18 protein-coding genes and 1 other RNA gene are annotated in these 14,773 nt (G+C 58.7%); 13 read left to right on the top strand and 6 right to left on the bottom strand.

Translation table 11 applies throughout. The annotated features are described in order from the left end of the window. The first annotated feature begins 227 nt into the window (after nt 1-227). Nucleotides 228-836 (top strand): dephospho-CoA kinase, encoded by a 609-nt coding sequence (coaE, locus tag CH92_RS16650; RefSeq protein ID WP_025242898.1) that lies wholly within the window; start codon nt 228-230, stop codon nt 834-836. Continuing rightward, nucleotides 833-1,030 (top strand): DNA gyrase inhibitor YacG, encoded by a 198-nt coding sequence (gene yacG / locus CH92_RS16645; RefSeq protein WP_025242897.1) that lies wholly within the window; start codon nt 833-835, stop codon nt 1,028-1,030. Before coaE ends, yacG begins: the two co-directional genes overlap by 4 nt. Nucleotides 1,031-1,081: 51 nt before the next feature. Here the strand turns inward: yacG and CH92_RS16640 are convergent, their stop codons facing one another. Together CH92_RS16640 and CH92_RS16635 are read right to left on the bottom strand one after the other, a co-directional pair. Next, nucleotides 1,082-1,774: an energy-coupling factor ABC transporter permease gene (locus CH92_RS16640; RefSeq protein ID WP_025242896.1), complete on the bottom strand. Its 693-nt coding sequence runs from the start codon at nt 1,772-1,774 to the stop codon at nt 1,082-1,084. Between the two features lie 106 nt (nt 1,775-1,880). After that, nucleotides 1,881-2,918: an NADP(H)-dependent aldo-keto reductase gene (locus tag CH92_RS16635; RefSeq protein ID WP_025242895.1), complete on the bottom strand. Its 1,038-nt coding sequence runs from the start codon at nt 2,916-2,918 to the stop codon at nt 1,881-1,883. Nucleotides 2,919-3,311: 393 nt separating this feature from the next. On the opposite strand from CH92_RS16635, the gene rplM reads away from it, so the two are divergent. The 7 genes from rplM to CH92_RS16600 all read left to right on the top strand — a co-directional run bounded on the left by rplM (nt 3,312) and on the right by CH92_RS16600 (nt 8,142). Further along, complete coding sequence (rplM, locus tag CH92_RS16630) at nt 3,312-3,740, top strand: 50S ribosomal protein L13 (protein ID WP_019342644.1); 429 nt, start codon at nt 3,312-3,314, stop codon at nt 3,738-3,740. 14 nt (nt 3,741-3,754) lie between these two features. Then, nucleotides 3,755-4,147, top strand: coding sequence for a 30S ribosomal protein S9 (gene rpsI / locus CH92_RS16625; protein WP_021209313.1), 393 nt, complete (start codon nt 3,755-3,757; stop codon nt 4,145-4,147). A gap of 252 nt (nt 4,148-4,399) precedes the next feature. Next, the gene (gene petA, locus CH92_RS16620) at nt 4,400-4,993 is read left to right on the top strand and encodes a ubiquinol-cytochrome c reductase iron-sulfur subunit (protein WP_025242894.1); all 594 of its coding nucleotides are present in this window, start codon (nt 4,400-4,402) and stop codon (nt 4,991-4,993) included. After that, the gene (locus tag CH92_RS16615) at nt 4,993-6,204 is read left to right on the top strand and encodes a cytochrome b (RefSeq protein ID WP_025242893.1); all 1,212 of its coding nucleotides are present in this window, start codon (nt 4,993-4,995) and stop codon (nt 6,202-6,204) included. The genes petA and CH92_RS16615 overlap by 1 nt, the downstream gene beginning before the upstream one ends. Further along, nucleotides 6,204-7,013, top strand: a complete 810-nt coding sequence (locus CH92_RS16610; RefSeq protein WP_025242892.1) for a cytochrome c1 — start codon at nt 6,204-6,206, stop codon at nt 7,011-7,013. The genes CH92_RS16615 and CH92_RS16610 overlap by 1 nt, the downstream gene beginning before the upstream one ends. 85 nt (nt 7,014-7,098) lie before the next feature. Beyond that, the gene (locus CH92_RS16605; RefSeq protein WP_025242891.1) at nt 7,099-7,716 is read left to right on the top strand and encodes a glutathione S-transferase N-terminal domain-containing protein; all 618 of its coding nucleotides are present in this window, start codon (nt 7,099-7,101) and stop codon (nt 7,714-7,716) included. A gap of 12 nt (nt 7,717-7,728) precedes the next feature. Further along, entirely contained in the window at nt 7,729-8,142 is a 414-nt protein-coding gene (locus CH92_RS16600; RefSeq protein WP_025242890.1) for a ClpXP protease specificity-enhancing factor, read from the top strand. Nucleotides 8,143-8,224: 82 nt separating this feature from the next. On the opposite strand, the gene CH92_RS16595 is transcribed toward CH92_RS16600, so the two are convergent. The 4 genes from CH92_RS16595 to CH92_RS16580 all read right to left on the bottom strand — a co-directional run bounded on the left by CH92_RS16595 (nt 8,225) and on the right by CH92_RS16580 (nt 11,622). After that, nucleotides 8,225-8,803 (bottom strand): BON domain-containing protein, encoded by a 579-nt coding sequence (locus CH92_RS16595; protein WP_025242889.1) that lies wholly within the window; start codon nt 8,801-8,803, stop codon nt 8,225-8,227. Next, the gene (locus CH92_RS16590; RefSeq protein ID WP_025242888.1) at nt 8,800-9,393 is read right to left on the bottom strand and encodes a phosphoheptose isomerase; all 594 of its coding nucleotides are present in this window, start codon (nt 9,391-9,393) and stop codon (nt 8,800-8,802) included. Before CH92_RS16590 ends, CH92_RS16595 begins: the two co-directional genes overlap by 4 nt. Nucleotides 9,394-9,496: 103 nt before the next feature. After that, entirely contained in the window at nt 9,497-9,865 is a 369-nt protein-coding gene (locus CH92_RS16585) for a YraN family protein (RefSeq protein ID WP_025242887.1), read from the bottom strand. Next, nucleotides 9,862-11,622 (bottom strand): penicillin-binding protein activator, encoded by a 1,761-nt coding sequence (locus CH92_RS16580; protein ID WP_025242886.1) that lies wholly within the window; start codon nt 11,620-11,622, stop codon nt 9,862-9,864. Before CH92_RS16580 ends, CH92_RS16585 begins: the two co-directional genes overlap by 4 nt. Before the next feature lie 124 nt (nt 11,623-11,746). Between CH92_RS16580 and rsmI the strand changes: the two genes are divergently transcribed. From rsmI to rsmH, 4 genes are all read left to right on the top strand, one after another. Further along, entirely contained in the window at nt 11,747-12,619 is an 873-nt protein-coding gene (gene rsmI / locus CH92_RS16575; protein ID WP_025242885.1) for a 16S rRNA (cytidine(1402)-2'-O)-methyltransferase, read from the top strand. Nucleotides 12,620-12,714: 95 nt separating this feature from the next. Next, an RNA gene (gene rnpB, locus CH92_RS21520) (RNase P RNA component class A) lies at nt 12,715-13,073 on the top strand. 293 nt (nt 13,074-13,366) lie between these two features. Continuing rightward, nucleotides 13,367-13,822 (top strand): division/cell wall cluster transcriptional repressor MraZ, encoded by a 456-nt coding sequence (mraZ, locus tag CH92_RS16570; RefSeq protein ID WP_025242884.1) that lies wholly within the window; start codon nt 13,367-13,369, stop codon nt 13,820-13,822. Next, entirely contained in the window at nt 13,819-14,766 is a 948-nt protein-coding gene (gene rsmH, locus CH92_RS16565) for a 16S rRNA (cytosine(1402)-N(4))-methyltransferase RsmH (RefSeq protein ID WP_025242883.1), read from the top strand. The genes mraZ and rsmH overlap by 4 nt, the downstream gene beginning before the upstream one ends. The last annotated feature ends 7 nt before the right edge of the window (nt 14,767-14,773 follow it).

The following is a 14,773-nucleotide window of genomic DNA, read 5'->3' as shown; positions in this document are numbered from 1 at the left end:
AGCGGTCAACGCAAATGCCAAGGCTTGCCTTTGATTACCGCGCCCTTGTAGGAGCCGATCGCGGTGTCTTGCGCCGTGCCTGTCTACTGCCTGCTTGAAGTCGATAGCTCGCTCCACGGGTGGGTCCAATCAGCTCGCTGATTGGGCCGCGCATGGCGTCGCCTCTTGCATCCTTGCCTTTCAGGCGTTACTACTGCGCGTCGTTTTTCGGGTCTGGACAATTCGTGATGAAGCCATGGGTGCTTGGTTTGACGGGCGGCATCGGCAGCGGCAAGAGCGCGGTGGTTGAAGAGTTCGGCAGGTTCGGGGTGCATTGGGTCGACGCCGATCATGCTGCGCGCTGGGTCGTTGAGCCAGGCAGACCTGCGCTGAGGGAGATCGCCGGACGTTTTGGCGAGACCGTTCTGGCCGCTGATGGCAGCCTGGACCGGGCAGTGCTGCGTGAGCTGGTGTTCCGCGACCCGGAACAACGCAAGTGGCTCGAGGCGCTACTGCATCCGCTGATTCGTCAGGAAGTCGCTGAGCATCTCGCTCGGGCGACATCTCCTTACGCCATCATGGTGTCGCCGCTACTGGTGGAGTCCGGCCAGTATCGTCAGGTCGATCGTGTGCTGGTAGTCGACGTGCCTGAAGCATTGCAGTTGGAGCGTGCCGTCCGGCGTGATCAATCCAGCGAAGCGCAAATTCGGTCCATTCTTAACGCTCAAGCCGGCCGCGAGGAGCGCTTGCGTCATGCCGATGATGTCCTGGTCAATGACCGCGATCTGGCATGGCTGGAAAGTGAAGTGGAGCGTTTGCATAATTTCTATCTGACGCTACGAGGAGGTCAGGAATGAGTAGTACGGTTGTTGAATGCCCTACCTGTGGCGCACCGGTCGAGTGGAGCGTTAGGAGTCCGAATCGGCCGTTCTGTTCGGAACGTTGCAAGTTGATCGATCTTGGCGCCTGGGCTTCGGAAGAACATGCGATTCCGGGCAACGAACTCGAAGATGATCTGTTCTCCGAAGATAAACCACCGCGTCAGCATTGAGTCAGGGGCCGAGCGGTGAGCGTAGCCATGTTGGCTGGATCGCAAGGCAGCTCAAGCCTGCTTGTCGCTGTCGTCTTTCCAGGGGGCTTGTAGGTAGCGGCTGCGGTTGAAGGTTTCCATCCAGTCTGGATAGAACACAACCAGTGCGCTCACGACGGTTCCGTTGATGAACGCCTCGGGAAACATCACCAGCCAGATATAGCCGGCGAAGTCGTCCAGCCAGGGCGGCATCGGGTAGCGGCCGTCAGCTAACAATACCCCCAGTCCGGCCAGTATGCAGAGAAGCGCCGCGAGGCCGGCTGCAAAGAATCCCGAAAAGAAGATGTAGACGAAGAGGTTGCGGGGCTGAGTGCGTTCGACCGCGATCGCACAGAGCTCTGTCACCGTAACCGGTATGAGCACGAGCAGTACGCCGTTCAGGCCGAGGGCTTCGAGCTGTTGATGGCCGGTGATGAAAAGGCCAAGCTGGGCGACAAAAGCGGCCAGAATTGCCAGCGGCCAGTCCAGAAGCAGCGTAACAGCGGTCAAGCCGATGAAATGGAAGGACAGGCCAGAGTCGAAATCCCGGCGAACCAGCCAAAGCAGGAAGATTGCCAATACTGCGCCGAACAACAGATGCTGACGACGGGTGTCGCTGAACAGCTCCACCCAGGGCGCCCGCAGGCAGGCTAGGGCCAATCCGGCTCCATAGAGCAACCAGCCCAGCAATAGGCTGGAGGATGCGAGCAGTTCTGCGGCGATCATCTCAAGTCTCCTCGCGGCGGGGTTGCCTTCTGCGTCGTTGCGGCACCACTGCGGGCTCTAAGTCGACCCCCTCCGTACTACATGCGAGCGGTTGCTCCGGGGTTGCTCAAGGAGCGGGGTTGGGCTGTTCGGTGTGAATAGCTTCTATAGCTTCGAGTATCTCGGCGGGTAGCTGCAGCTCGATGCTAGCGATGTTGCTATCCAATTGTTCGATTGAAGTGGCGCCAATGATATTGCTGGTAACGAAGGGCTGCTGGGTCACGTATGCCAAGGCCATTTGAGCTGGGTCCAGGTCATGCTGTCGGGCCAGTGCTACATAGCGAGAGCAGGCTGCTTGCGCCTGAGGGTTAAGGTAGCGTGCAAAGCGGCTGAACAGTGTGATCCGCGCGCCGGCCGGTCGCGCGCCTTGCTCGTATTTGCCGCTGAGCATGCCGAAGGCTAGCGGTGAGTACGCCAGCAGACCACACTGCTCGCGAATGGCGATTTCGGCCAGGCCGACCTCGAAGGAGCGATTGAGCAGATTGTAAGGGTTCTGGATCGAAACGGCGCGCGGCCAGCCCCTGGATTCTGCGAGCTGCAAAAACTTCATGGTGCCCCACGGGGTTTCGTTCGAAAGCCCGATGTGGCGGATTTTTCCAGCCTTAACCTGCTCGTCGAGCGCGTCGAGGGTTTCCTCTATGGGCGTAAAATCCTGCTCTTGGTGACGGTAGCCGAGCTGGCCGAAGAAATTGGTGCTGCGTTCCGGCCAATGCAATTGATACAGGTCGATCCAGTCTGTCTGCAGGCGCTGCAAGCTGGCGTCCAGTGCGGCGACGATATGCCGGCGATTCATTTTCAACTGGCCGTCACGGATGTGGCTGATGCCGTTACCAGGCCCGGCAATCTTGCTGGCCAGGATCCAGTCTGCACGGTTTCCGCGGTTCTTGAAGTAGTTGCCGATGTAGCGCTCTGTAGTGGAGTAGGTCTCCGCGCGCGGCGGCACCGGATACATTTCGGCGGTATCGATGAAGTTAATGCCTGCGGCCTTGGCACGATCAAGTTGTGCGAATGCTTGGTCCTGATCGTTTTGCTCGCCCCAGGTCATGCTGCCCAGGCACAGCGAGCTCACTTTCAATTCGGTACGTCCGAGTTGGCGCCGTTCCATGCAGTATCCTTTTCGTATGTTGGGTGGTGGTTCGGATTGTGGGCTTGGTCGATAAGTTCGTTGTTTCGATCAATCCCTCAAGGGAGCCCGAGCGCGGCATTCGATTATGCCCCGGCGACAGTAGAGGCGGAAATCCTTGGCGATTCATGGTTCAACGCGCTTGCTATTTTTCTCGTAATCCGGATAATTCCGCAGCCTGTCGCCGGGGATGCCTAGCCCGCTGACGCAAAACCAAGGTAGGGGATGCCTAGCCTGCCGAACACTGCCGTAGCGGACGCGCTGACCCGAGCCCCCGATAGCGTCTGTTTCCGGCTGTCCTGGCCTTGCCAGGGCGAGCACCATTCAGTAAGATTCGCCGTCTTATTTTCAGGGCGGCCCCTGAGGCTATAACGAATGAAGACTTTTACTGCTAAACCGGAAACCGTCAAGCGCGACTGGTTCGTCGTCGACGCTGCCGGCCAGACCCTGGGTCGTCTGGCAACCGAAATCGCTAGCCGCCTGCGTGGCAAGCACAAGGCGGAATACACCCCTCACGTCGATACCGGTGATTACATCGTCGTTATCAACGCCGAGCAAGTGCGTGTTACCGGTGCGAAGACCACCGACAAGATGTACTACTCTCACTCCGGTTTCCCGGGTGGCATCAAGTCGATCAACTTCGAGAAGCTGATCGCCAAGGCGCCAGAGCGTGTGATCGAGACCGCGGTCAAAGGCATGCTGCCTAAGAACCCGCTGGGTCGCGACATGTATCGTAAGCTGAAGGTGTATAAGGGTGCCAACCACCCGCATACCGCTCAGCAGCCCCAAGAACTGAAGATTTAACGGAATAGTTCATTATGTCGGCGACTCAAAACTACGGCACTGGCCGTCGCAAGACTGCAACCGCGCGCGTATTCCTGCGCCCGGGTACTGGCAAGATCTCCATCAACAACCGCGAGCTGGACAACTTCTTCGGGCGTGAAACCGCTCGCATGGTGGTTCGTCAGCCTCTGGAACTGACTGAGACCGTCGAGAAGTTCGATATCTACGTCACCGTTCTTGGTGGTGGTGTGAGTGGTCAGGCCGGTGCGATCCGTCACGGTATCACTCGCGCTCTGATGGAATATGACGAGACTCTGCGTCCTGCTCTGCGCAAAGCCGGCTTCGTTACCCGCGATGCTCGCGAAGTCGAACGTAAGAAAGTCGGTCTGCGTAAAGCGCGTAAGCGTCCGCAGTACTCGAAGCGCTAATCCCGCTTCACCAAAAAAACGCCCAGCTTTTTTCGAAGCTGGGCGTTTTTTTATGGGCGAGACTTTATCCGTGCGACAGCGTGTCGCGTAGAGAGAGCCCCGATTTTCGGGGCTTCGCGCCAGGTTGTATCCGGTTATTACCTTGTCATGCGAGGGGCTTTTCTTTACCATTTGGCGAATTTTTTCGCGGCTGTTTTACGTAGTAGACGCCTGCTTTCGGTAGGCCATAAGAAACTGATGGGAGACGACTGAATGAGCAATGACGGCGTGAATGCTGGCCGGCGTCGCTTCCTCGTAGCCGCTACTTCGGTAGTAGGTGCTGCAGGAGCGGTGGGTGCCGCGGTCCCGTTCGTGGGATCGTGGTTCCCGAGTGCCAAGGCCAAGGCAGCCGGTGCACCGGTTAAGGTAAATATCAGCAAGATCGAGCCAGGCCAGCAAATGGTTGCCGAGTGGCGCGGTCAGCCGGTGTTCATTGTGCGTCGTACCGAGGAGGTGCTGGCCAACCTGGGCAAGCTCACCGATACCGTCGCTGATCCGAAGTCCGAGGCGTCCGAGCAGCCGACATACGTGGATCCCGTGGTGCGCTCGATCAAGCCGGAGGTTCTCATCCTGGTTGGGTTGTGCACGCATCTTGGTTGCTCCCCGTCCTTCCGGCCGGAAGTGGCACCGCCTGATCTGGGGCCTGAGTGGCTCGGTGGTTATTTCTGTCCGTGCCATGGTTCGAAGTACGATTTGGCTGGCCGCGTGTTCAAGGGTCAGCCCGCTCCGCTGAACCTGCCGGTTCCCCCTCATACGTACGAGACGGACGCTTTGGTCGTCATTGGCGTTGATCAGGAGAGCGCATGATGAGCAAGTTCATGGAATGGGTCGATGCCCGCTTCCCCGCGACCAAGATGTGGGAAGACCATCTCAGCAAATATTACGCACCGAAGAACTTCAACGTTCTGTACTTCTTTGGCTCGTTGGCCTTGTTGGTGCTGGTCAACCAGATCCTGACCGGTATCTGGCTGACAATGAGTTTTGAGCCGTCCGCCGAAGGTGCATTCGCGTCTGTCGAATACATCATGCGTGACGTGGAGTACGGTTGGATCATTCGCTACTTGCACTCCACCGGTGCGTCAGCGTTCTTCGTCGTGGTCTATCTGCATATGTTCCGCGGCATCCTCTACGGTTCCTACCAGAAGCCGCGGGAGCTGGTGTGGATCTTCGGCATGATGATCTATCTGGCATTGATGGCTGAAGCCTTCATGGGTTATCTGCTGCCGTGGGGGCAGATGTCCTACTGGGGAGCGCAGGTGATCATTTCACTGTTCGGTGCCATCCCGGTCATCGGCGGTGATCTGACCCAGTGGATTCGTGGTGACTACCTGATTTCGGGAATAACCCTGAACCGCTTCTTCGCGTTGCATGTCATCGCATTGCCGATCGTGATTCTCGGGCTTGTCGTGCTGCATATCCTGGCATTGCACGAAGTTGGGTCGAACAACCCAATGGGCGTGGATATCAAGAAGAGCAAGAACGAGGCGGGCGTGCCGCTTGACGGTATTCCGTTCCATCCGTACTACACGGTAAAAGATATCGTCGGTGTGGTGGTGTTCCTGTTCGTATTCTGCGCCATCGTGTTCTTCTTCCCGGAAATGGGTGGTTATTTCCTCGAGAAGCCTAACTTCGAGGTGGCGAACGCCTTCAAGACCCCTGAGCATATCGCTCCCGTCTGGTACTTCACGCCGTACTACGCGATTCTTCGCGCGATCCCGGACAAGCTACTTGGCGTTATTGCGATGGGGGCCGCCATTGCTGTGTTGTTCGTGCTTCCTTGGCTGGATCGCAGTCCTGTCAAATCCATGCGCTACAAGGGCTGGATGAGCAAGCTCGCGCTGGTGCTGTTCTGCATTTCCTTCGTCATTCTCGGCGTGCTTGGCGTGCTTTCCCCTACGCCTGAGCGCACATTGGTATCTCGGATCTGTACTGCCATTTACTTCGGTTACTTCATCCTGATGCCGTTCTACACCAAGCTCGAGAACACCAAAGTAGTTCCGCAAAGGGTGGCTGGCTGATGAAAAAGCAATTTGCTGCATTGATTCTTGCACTGGTGCCGGCATTTGGTTTCGCCGCTGGAGGCGGCGTTCACCTTGATGAAGTCGACGTTGATCTGACCGACAAGGTGGCGTTACAGGACGGCTTGAAAACGTTCGCCAACTACTGCATGGGCTGCCACAGCGCGCAATATCAGCGTTACGAGCGTGTCGCGACGGATCTGGGTATTCCCGAAGACATCATGCTCGACAACGTCGCCTTCAGTGGTGCCAAGATCGGCGACCACATGAAGATCGGGATGAAGCCGGATGATGCCAAAACCTGGTTCGGTGCGGCGCCGCCTGACCTGACCTTGGTGGCGCGGGTGCGGGGTAATGATTGGCTCTATACCTATCTGCGCAGCTTCTACGAGGACCCTACGCGTCCATATGGGGTTAACAACACCGTCTTCCCGAACGTAGGCATGCCTCACGTGCTGGCGCCGCTTCAGGGCCGTCAGGTGCTGCCGAGCAAGCTCCCTGAGGGTGAGTCGGTAGCGTGCAAGCAAGTTCAGGTCGTTGAGGATGGTAAAAAGCAGTTCGATCCGCTGACCGGCACTCCGATTACGCACGAGGATTGCCATGTCATGACGGTTGTGGAAGGCACTGGCAAGCTGACCGAGGCGGAGTACGACGAGAAGATCAAGAACCTGGTGACCTTCCTGGCGTACTCGGCAAATCCGGTTAAATTAGAGAGTCATCGGATAGGTACCTACGTACTGCTGTTCCTGGCGTTCTTCTTCGTATTCGCTTATTTGCTGAAGCGGGAATACTGGAAAGACGTCCACTGATCCTTCCCGGTTTTGCGGTACTCTGCGCGCGCCCTTATGGGCGCGTGTTTTTTTCTGCCACTAAAATTCTAATGAGGAGGGACCCATGGCCGCTACCAATCGGTTGGCCTGCTATTCCGATCCCGCCGACCATTATTCGCATCGGGTGCGCTATGTGCTTGCCGAAAAAGGGGTCAGCGTCGAGATAATCGACGTCAATCCGGCGCATTGTCCGGTCAGGTTGACCGAGGTAAACCCATACGCCAGCGTGCCGACACTGGTGGACCGTGATCTTGCGCTGTATGAGCCGAGCGTGATTACCGAGTACCTGGAAGAGCGATATCCCCATCCGCCATTGCTTCCGGTGTATCCGGTGGCCAGGGCCAACACCCGGCTGTTAGTGCATAGAGTTCAGCGGGACTGGTGTGCGCTGGTGGATCGGATCGCTGATCGACGTACTGCCGATACGGCGCGGGCCCAGGCGCGCAAGGAGCTGCGCGAGAGCCTTACAGGCGTATCGCCAGTCTTCGCCGAGAAGGCATTCTTCATGAGTGATGAGATCAGTCTGGTGGATTGTTGCCTGTTGCCTATCCTGTGGCGTTTGCCCAAACTCGGAATAGAGTTGCCGCGCGCGGCGAAACCGCTGCTCGATTACATGGAGACCAACTTTGCTCGCGAGGCCTTCCAGGTCAGTCTATCTGCCGTTGAGCGCGGCATGCGCTAAGAGGGGCTGTATATGACTTCAAGCCGTCCTTATCTGGTTCGGGCGTTGTATGAGTGGATCGTCGACAATGACTGCACGCCGCATTTGCTGGTTAATGTCGAGCATCCGGGCGTTCGTGTGCCTGACGGATTCGCCAGTGATGGTCAGATCGTGCTGAACGTGGCGCCAGGCGCGGTTCGTCATCTTCAGATGGATAACCAGGCGATCAGTTTCGAAGGCCGCTTCGGTGGTGTCCCGCATGGCTTGCATGTTCCATCTGCTGCGATCATGGCAATCTATGCGCGGGAAAACGGGCAGGGCATGGTGTTCGAGATTGAGCCTACCCCACCTGACGACAGTACGCCCGTTGACGACTCGTCCGCAGAACCGAGCGCTTCGCCGCGTCCAGCTTCGGCAGGGCGCCCTAGCCTGAAAGTCGTGAAATAAGCAGCGGCAGGCCTCAATTCATCCCGGCGGCGGCGCTTTGGTTCCGCTCCGGTTGGATCGAGGCTCAAAGCCGGGTGCTGTCTTAGTCGATATATTCGAACAACTTGACGATGCGTTGCACGCCGGAAACGCCTTGCACGACGCTCGTTGCACGATCGCCTTCCTGGCGAGTAACGAGACCTAGCAGATAGACGATGCCGTTCTCTGTGATGACTTTTATGCGTGAGCCGGGAACGCTTGCGTCGGCCAGCATCTGTGTTTTGATTTTAGTGGTCAGCCAGGAGTCATTGCTGCGAGCCAGGGCGGAGGAGGGTTTCAGTACTTGAAGCTCGTTGTGTACGCGTTTGACGCGCTGTACTGAGCTCGCAGCCTGCTCGGCCATTTGCTTGAGGTCTTCACGTGGCACTTGGCCGGCCAGCAGCACCACGCCGTTGTAACTGGCAACGATGATGTGTGACGCCTGGTCCAGATCCGGATGAGCCTTGGCGATATTTACGGAGGCTTTCGTTTCGATCAGGGAGTCATCAATCGTGCTGCCTATCGTGCGGGTTCCTCGGTTGTCATTGATGGGATCATCACGCGTGGCGGTGAGAACCGAGCTGCAGCCGGTAACGGCCAGGCACAATGCAAGCGTAAGCGTGTGCAGTCGAACCGAATTCATTCTTCGCTCCCGAACAGTTGGTTATCGATCAGATCACACAGGCAGTGGATGGTGAGCAGATGAACTTCCTGGATGCGTGCGGTCACTTTCGCAGGCACACGAATCTCGACATCTTCCGGTAGCAACAGGGAAGCCATTCCGCCGCCGTCGCGACCAGTGAGCGCCACCACGACCATCTCCCGGTCATGCGCCGCCTGTATCGCCTGGATGACGTTGGCTGAGTTGCCGCTGGTGGAGATCGCCAGCAGCACATCACCGGGCTGGCCAAGCGCTCGGATCTGCTTGGAAAAAACCTCGTTGTAGCTGTAGTCATTAGCGATTGAAGTCAGCGTTGAACTGTCTGTCGTCAGAGCGATAGCAGGGAGGCTAGGGCGCTCCCGCTCGAAACGGTTGAGCAGCTCCGAAGAAAAATGCTGTGCATCGCCGGCCGATCCGCCGTTGCCACAGGTCAAGATCTTGCCTTCGCTGAGCAGCGTGTTGACCATGACTTGCCCGGCCTGTTCGATGCTGGGCGCCAGCACCTCCATAGCGTTCTGCTTGGTCTCTATGCTGGCCTGGAAAAGCTGACGTATACGGGATTGCATATCCATCGGTGTTTAACCTTCAGGTGACGGGCTGGGCTGCTGAGCCGTGCCTTAGAAAATCTTGAGGGCAGAGGAGGTTCGCCGAGCGCCGCAGACGGGATTCTGGTCTTCAGCTATCGAACGCATTTCGGATCCAGTTGGGCTGTTCTGCGGTGCCAATCGTCCCCGCTATGGCGACTACGTCAAAACGGCAGGGGTGTTTCGCCCAGCGGCTCTCCCTTAGCAGAAAAAGCTGCGCTGCCTTGATCAGCTTCTGCTGTTTGCGCAGGTCAACGCTCTCGAGCGCACCACCCCATGCCACGTGGCGCCGGTAGCGAACCTCGACGAATACTACTGTATCGCCATCGAGCATGACCAGATCAAGCTCGCCGTTACGGCATGTCCAGTTCCGGTGCAGCAGGCGCAGCCCGTGCGTTTGCAAATGGCGCTGCGCGAAGTCCTCGGCGAGCTGTCCGCTGACCTGTTTGCTGGTCGTCAATAGGGAGTGTCCGCGAGCGGCTGGACTTGCCCGTCGTGAAATTCGGCCCACGGCAGGCTCCGCTCGATTCGCTGCTCGGGCGTAATGCTGAGCGTGCCGGACAGCCCGTCGAGTTGGGTCTCAGGCAATACCAGGAGCTGATTCAGGCGCGGCGCCAGCAGGTAGGCGTCGGCCCCCATGGCGTACAGCCTGCCCAAGCTACCGCGTGCTTGCGGCCACTTGCGCTCGATTTCCTGGCGAAGGGGAAGTTGGGGGTTGAGCAGCCAGGGCGTTTCGGTGAAGCGAATGCCTTCGAGATCGAGATATTGGGTGCGGTTATCGGTGGCCGCGTGCAGATGTGAAGTGGCGTACACCGGTAGGTCTCCAGCGTATTGAAAAATCAAGGTGGGCCTGACCTGCTGCGCTTGCTGCGGCGTCGCCGCAAGGAACAGGAAATCGATGTCCTGACGACGGGATGGCTGCGACTCGCCGCCCTCTCTGCTGCGGATCTGTAGCAGGTCGGCTATCTGATTGGCCAGTTCTATCGGTTCGGCCAGGGACTCTGCGGCGACCACCGTTCCGCCCAGATCCTGCCATTCTTGGCGGAAGGCTTGGAACACTCGATTGCCCCAGTCGCCACGGGGCGTCAGGGCTACTGCCCGGCGGTGCCCATCGGCCCAGGCGCGACGGGCTACTTCGCGCGCTTCGTCTTCCGCGGCCAGGCCGAACTGGAACAGCTGCGGTGGCGTCTTCTGGTCCGCATCGCTGTAGTTGAGGGCAAGGGTGGTGATCGGTAGCTGTTCGCGGTTGGCCAGCTGACGGACCATGTCCTTTTCCAGTGGGCCGATGACCAGCTCGACTCCGGACGTGGCCGCCTGCCGATAGAAGTCATCGAGCGAGGAAAGACGCGTGCTGTCGAATAGCTCGATTTTCAGGTCTTGCCGTGCCGCAAGGTGGGCGGCAAGAAATCCGTCACGCAACGCGCGCGCTACGCTGGCCAGGGGGCCGTCCATGGGCAACAGTAGCGCCACGTGCGATAGGGGTTTGTCTGCAAGTTCACGAAGCTTTATCAGCGACGCTGGCAGGCGCCGTGCGGCTGGGTGATTGGGGTTCTGCTGCGTCCAGGCATCGATCGCACGTTGCTGCTGACCGATGGTGCCGGCCTGTTTCACCGTTGCTGCCAGCGATAACCAGCCGGAAAGGTCAGCGTCAGCGGTTGGCTGCAATTGGTCGACTGGCAGGCTCGATACAAGCGACCAGATCGCCTCGTGATTCTGCTCGGCTGACTCACCGCTCAGCAGTGGTGCAATAAAGGTGCGCTCGCGTGCTGCATCGAGCGGTTGATCGTTTGCTTCGAACGCCTGTGCGCGCGCTAACTGAGTGCGCACTTGCTGATCTACAGGCAATTCTGCGAGGCGCTCGAAGGCGGGATGCTGCAGCGCTTGGAGGGCGCTCTGCGGTTCATTGTTCGCCAGCGCCAGTTCTGCTTCCAGAGTTTTGGCAAACATCTGCTGAGCCGGCATCAACTGCTCGATAGCGACCTGTTCGAGTATCTGCCGAGCATGCGCTTGGTTGCCCTGACGCATGCTCTGGTCGGCAGCCGACAATCGCAGCAAGGCAGCCTTGGCAGGGTCGCTGGTGTCGGCCTCCTCCAGCATTTGTTGCGTTGATGCCTGCGGGGTCCGAGGTAGTTCGCCCAGTGTTGAAGACGGCGAGCTGGCACAGGCCGAAAGCACGGCGGCAATGCATAAGAAGAGAAGCGGGCGAAAGCGAACCATCATGTGATTGATCCTAGAGGCGCTGGCGAGTGTCGGTGGATTGTACCCAAGCACTGTTGGGGCTGCGATGTCACGGCCGCTAAACGGGCTACAATGCGCGTTTTCAGAAATTGAGGTATGCCCTGTGACTGCGTCAGGTGATGTGAATTCCGCTGCAGGCACGCTCTATGTCGTCGCTACGCCTATTGGCAATCTCGAGGATATTAGTGCGCGGGCGCTGCGCGTGTTGGCCGAGGTGACGCTGATCGCTGCAGAGGATACCCGCCACTCGGCCCGGCTGCTGCAGCACTTCGGTATCGCTACCCCGCTGGCTGCATGTCATGAGCACAACGAGCGGGATGAAGGGGGGCGTTTCATCAGGCGGCTTCTGGCGGGTGATGACGTGGCGCTTATCTCCGACGCGGGCACGCCATTGATATCTGACCCGGGCTACCACTTGGTCAGGCAGGCGCGTGCGGCAGGTATACGAGTCGTGCCACTGCCTGGCGCCTGTGCGCTTATTGCTGCGCTTTGTGCCGCTGGTCTGCCTTCGGATCGTTTCATCTTCGAGGGGTTTCTGCCTGCCAAGCAGGTCGCTCGCCACGCACGCCTGAATCACCTGCGGGAAGAGTCACGCACATTAATCTTCTATGAGGCACCGCATCGTATCCTCGACGCGCTGGGCGATCTGGTGACGGTATTTGGACCGGGCCGTCCCGCCGTATTAGGACGGGAGCTGACCAAGACATTCGAGACGTTGAAGGGGTTGCCGCTGGGCGAGCTTCGCAATTGGGTAGAGTCTGACAGCAATCAGCAGCGCGGTGAATGCGTGCTTGTGGTCGGAGGCTGGCAGGCGCCGCAGGGCGATGATGCTGTCGATGCGAATGCGCGCAGGGTGTTGGACTTGCTGCTGGCTGAGCTCCCCGTTAAGCGTGCGGCGGCGGTTGCTGCGGAGATAACGGGGGTCAGGAAGAACCTGCTCTACCAGTTGGCTCTGCAAGCCAAGAAGGCGAACTGAAACGAAGCGGCGTGCCATCGAGCATAGGCGGTTGACGCCTTTGGCGTGACGGCCGGCTTGCAGGGGCAGGCGCGGCAAAGTACTCTGGCGGCCGGAGAGTCGATCGGACAGTCGCTGTCTCTTTTTGTTCAACAAGAAGGGAGGGAGGAAAGTCCGGGCTCCATAGGGCGAAGTGCCAGGTAACGCCTGGGAGGCGCGAGCCTACGGAAAGTGCCACAGAAAATAACCGCCTAAGCGCTTCGGCGCCGGTAAGGGTGAAAAGGTGCGGTAAGAGCGCACCGCACGGCTGGCAACAGTCCGTGGCTAGGTAAACCCCACTTGGAGCAAGACCAAATAGGGATCCATTGGCGTGGCCCGCGCTGGATCCGGGTAGGTTGCTAGAGGCAGTCAGTGATGGCTGTCGTAGAGGAATGACTGTCCTCGACAGAACCCGGCTTACAGATCGACTCTCCGACCCCCCCTCTCCGTAACGTCCCGCTTTTTAGTCCAAAATAATCTTGCTCTTAACAAAGTACTTTAACTTTGCGGCGCAGGTTTTTGGGTTATCTGAATATCTCCTCGGTGCTTGTACTCCGCTTTACCGCTTATCCCTTATTTGCTCGCTAAATTACCGTCCCGTAAGGGTTTTTCCCGTCAGGCTCACCTTGACGGTGGGGCTGCTGCGTTTCTATAGTGCGCGGGAGTGGTAGGAAGTGGAATGAAGTGGGTATTTATGGGTACGAATAGCTAATCAGGGGAAGCGCAGCCGTGTTTCGCGGAGCAAACGCCATCAGTCTCGATACCAAAGGGCGGCTAGCCATGCCCAGCCGGTATCGTGACGAGCTCGTTTCGCGCTGCGAAGGTCAGCTGATCATCACCATCGACGCTGTTGATCGCTGCCTCTGTATTTACCCTCTTCCGGAATGGGAGCAGATCGAATCCAAGCTCCGCGAGTTGCCATCATTGCGAGAAGAAAGTCGGCGGCTGCAGCGCCTTCTGATTGGTAACGCGGTGGATTTGGAAATGGATGGCAATGGCCGGGTGCTGGTGCCGCCACGCTTGCGGGAGTACGCGGGTCTGGACAAGCGGGCCATGTTGGTCGGTCAGTTAAACAAATTCAGCTTGTGGAACGAGGACGACTGGAACGCACAAGCAAATGCGGACCTGGCGGCCATTAAACAACCCGGCGGTTTGCCGGAAGAATTGCGCGACCTAATCCTGTGAACCAGACCAGCAGCTATAGCCACATCACCGTGTTGCTCGACGAAGCCGTTGCGGCGCTCGCTGTGCGAGCGAATGGTCGCTATCTGGACGGTACCTTCGGGCGCGGAGGGCATAGCCGTCTGCTGCTGCGGCAGCTTGGGCCTGATGGCTGCTTGCTAGGCTTCGATAAGGACCCGCTAGCAATCGCTACGGGGCAAGCACTGGCGGCCGAGGATGGCCGCTTTGTCGTTGTGCAGGGAAGTTTCGCCGAGCTCGGCGCTGAAGTTGCGCAACGCGGTTGGACCGGCACTTTGAGCGGCGTCCTGCTGGATCTAGGCGTGTCTTCGCCGCAGCTGGACGATCCCGAGCGCGGGTTCAGTTTCCTCAATGATGGTCCGCTCGACATGCGCATGGACCCCAGTCGCGGAGTAAGCGCAGCCGAGTGGATTGCCACCGCCGGCGAAGAAGATATCGCCCGGGTCCTCAGGGATTATGGCGAAGAGCGTTTTGCCAAGCGGATGGCTCGCGCCGTTGTGCTGCGTCGAGCCGAGCGGCGTTTCGAACGTACGGGCGATCTCGCTCAGGTGCTGACGGTCGCTAATCCCGCTTGGGAAAAAGGCAAGAACCCTGCGACCCGAGCTTTTCAGGGACTGCGCATTTTCATCAATAACGAGCTCGGCGACTTGGAGGCCGGGCTTGACGCCGCGCTCGAGGCGCTCGAGGTCGGTGGCCGGCTGGTCGTGATCAGCTTCCACTCGCTTGAAGACCGTATCGTCAAGCAGTTCATGCGCCGTCATGCCAAGGGCGAGGCCGACAGCCTGCCGCGCGATCTACCCATTATTCCCGAGAGGTTTGTGCCGCGCCTGAAATTACTGGGCAAGCCGCAATACGCGTCCCCCGAAGAGGTCAAGGCCAACCCTCGCTCACGCAGTGCTGTGATGCGCGTTGCGGAGAAACTGCGGTGAATCAGCC

It is taken from the genome of Stutzerimonas stutzeri (assembly GCF_000590475.1).
In the GTDB taxonomy this organism is placed as follows: domain Bacteria; phylum Pseudomonadota; class Gammaproteobacteria; order Pseudomonadales; family Pseudomonadaceae; genus Stutzerimonas; species Stutzerimonas stutzeri_D.
This window is presented reverse-complemented; position numbering and strand designations above follow the sequence as displayed.

Coding starts and splice junctions, on each gene's coding strand:
- coaE (WP_025242898.1), top strand. CDS start 228: ATGAAGCCATGGGTGCTTGGTTTGACGGGCGGCATCGGCAGCGGCAAG.
- yacG (WP_025242897.1), top strand. CDS start 833: ATGAGTAGTACGGTTGTTGAATGCCCTACCTGTGGCGCACCGGTCGAG.
- CH92_RS16640 (WP_025242896.1), bottom strand. CDS start 1,774: ATGATCGCCGCAGAACTGCTCGCATCCTCCAGCCTATTGCTGGGCTGG.
- CH92_RS16635 (WP_025242895.1), bottom strand. CDS start 2,918: ATGGAACGGCGCCAACTCGGACGTACCGAATTGAAAGTGAGCTCGCTG.
- rplM (WP_019342644.1), top strand. CDS start 3,312: ATGAAGACTTTTACTGCTAAACCGGAAACCGTCAAGCGCGACTGGTTC.
- rpsI (WP_021209313.1), top strand. CDS start 3,755: ATGTCGGCGACTCAAAACTACGGCACTGGCCGTCGCAAGACTGCAACC.
- petA (WP_025242894.1), top strand. CDS start 4,400: ATGAGCAATGACGGCGTGAATGCTGGCCGGCGTCGCTTCCTCGTAGCC.
- CH92_RS16615 (WP_025242893.1), top strand. CDS start 4,993: ATGAGCAAGTTCATGGAATGGGTCGATGCCCGCTTCCCCGCGACCAAG.
- CH92_RS16610 (WP_025242892.1), top strand. CDS start 6,204: ATGAAAAAGCAATTTGCTGCATTGATTCTTGCACTGGTGCCGGCATTT.
- CH92_RS16605 (WP_025242891.1), top strand. CDS start 7,099: ATGGCCGCTACCAATCGGTTGGCCTGCTATTCCGATCCCGCCGACCAT.
- CH92_RS16600 (WP_025242890.1), top strand. CDS start 7,729: ATGACTTCAAGCCGTCCTTATCTGGTTCGGGCGTTGTATGAGTGGATC.
- CH92_RS16595 (WP_025242889.1), bottom strand. CDS start 8,803: ATGAATTCGGTTCGACTGCACACGCTTACGCTTGCATTGTGCCTGGCC.
- CH92_RS16590 (WP_025242888.1), bottom strand. CDS start 9,393: ATGGATATGCAATCCCGTATACGTCAGCTTTTCCAGGCCAGCATAGAG.
- CH92_RS16580 (WP_025242886.1), bottom strand. CDS start 11,622: ATGGTTCGCTTTCGCCCGCTTCTCTTCTTATGCATTGCCGCCGTGCTT.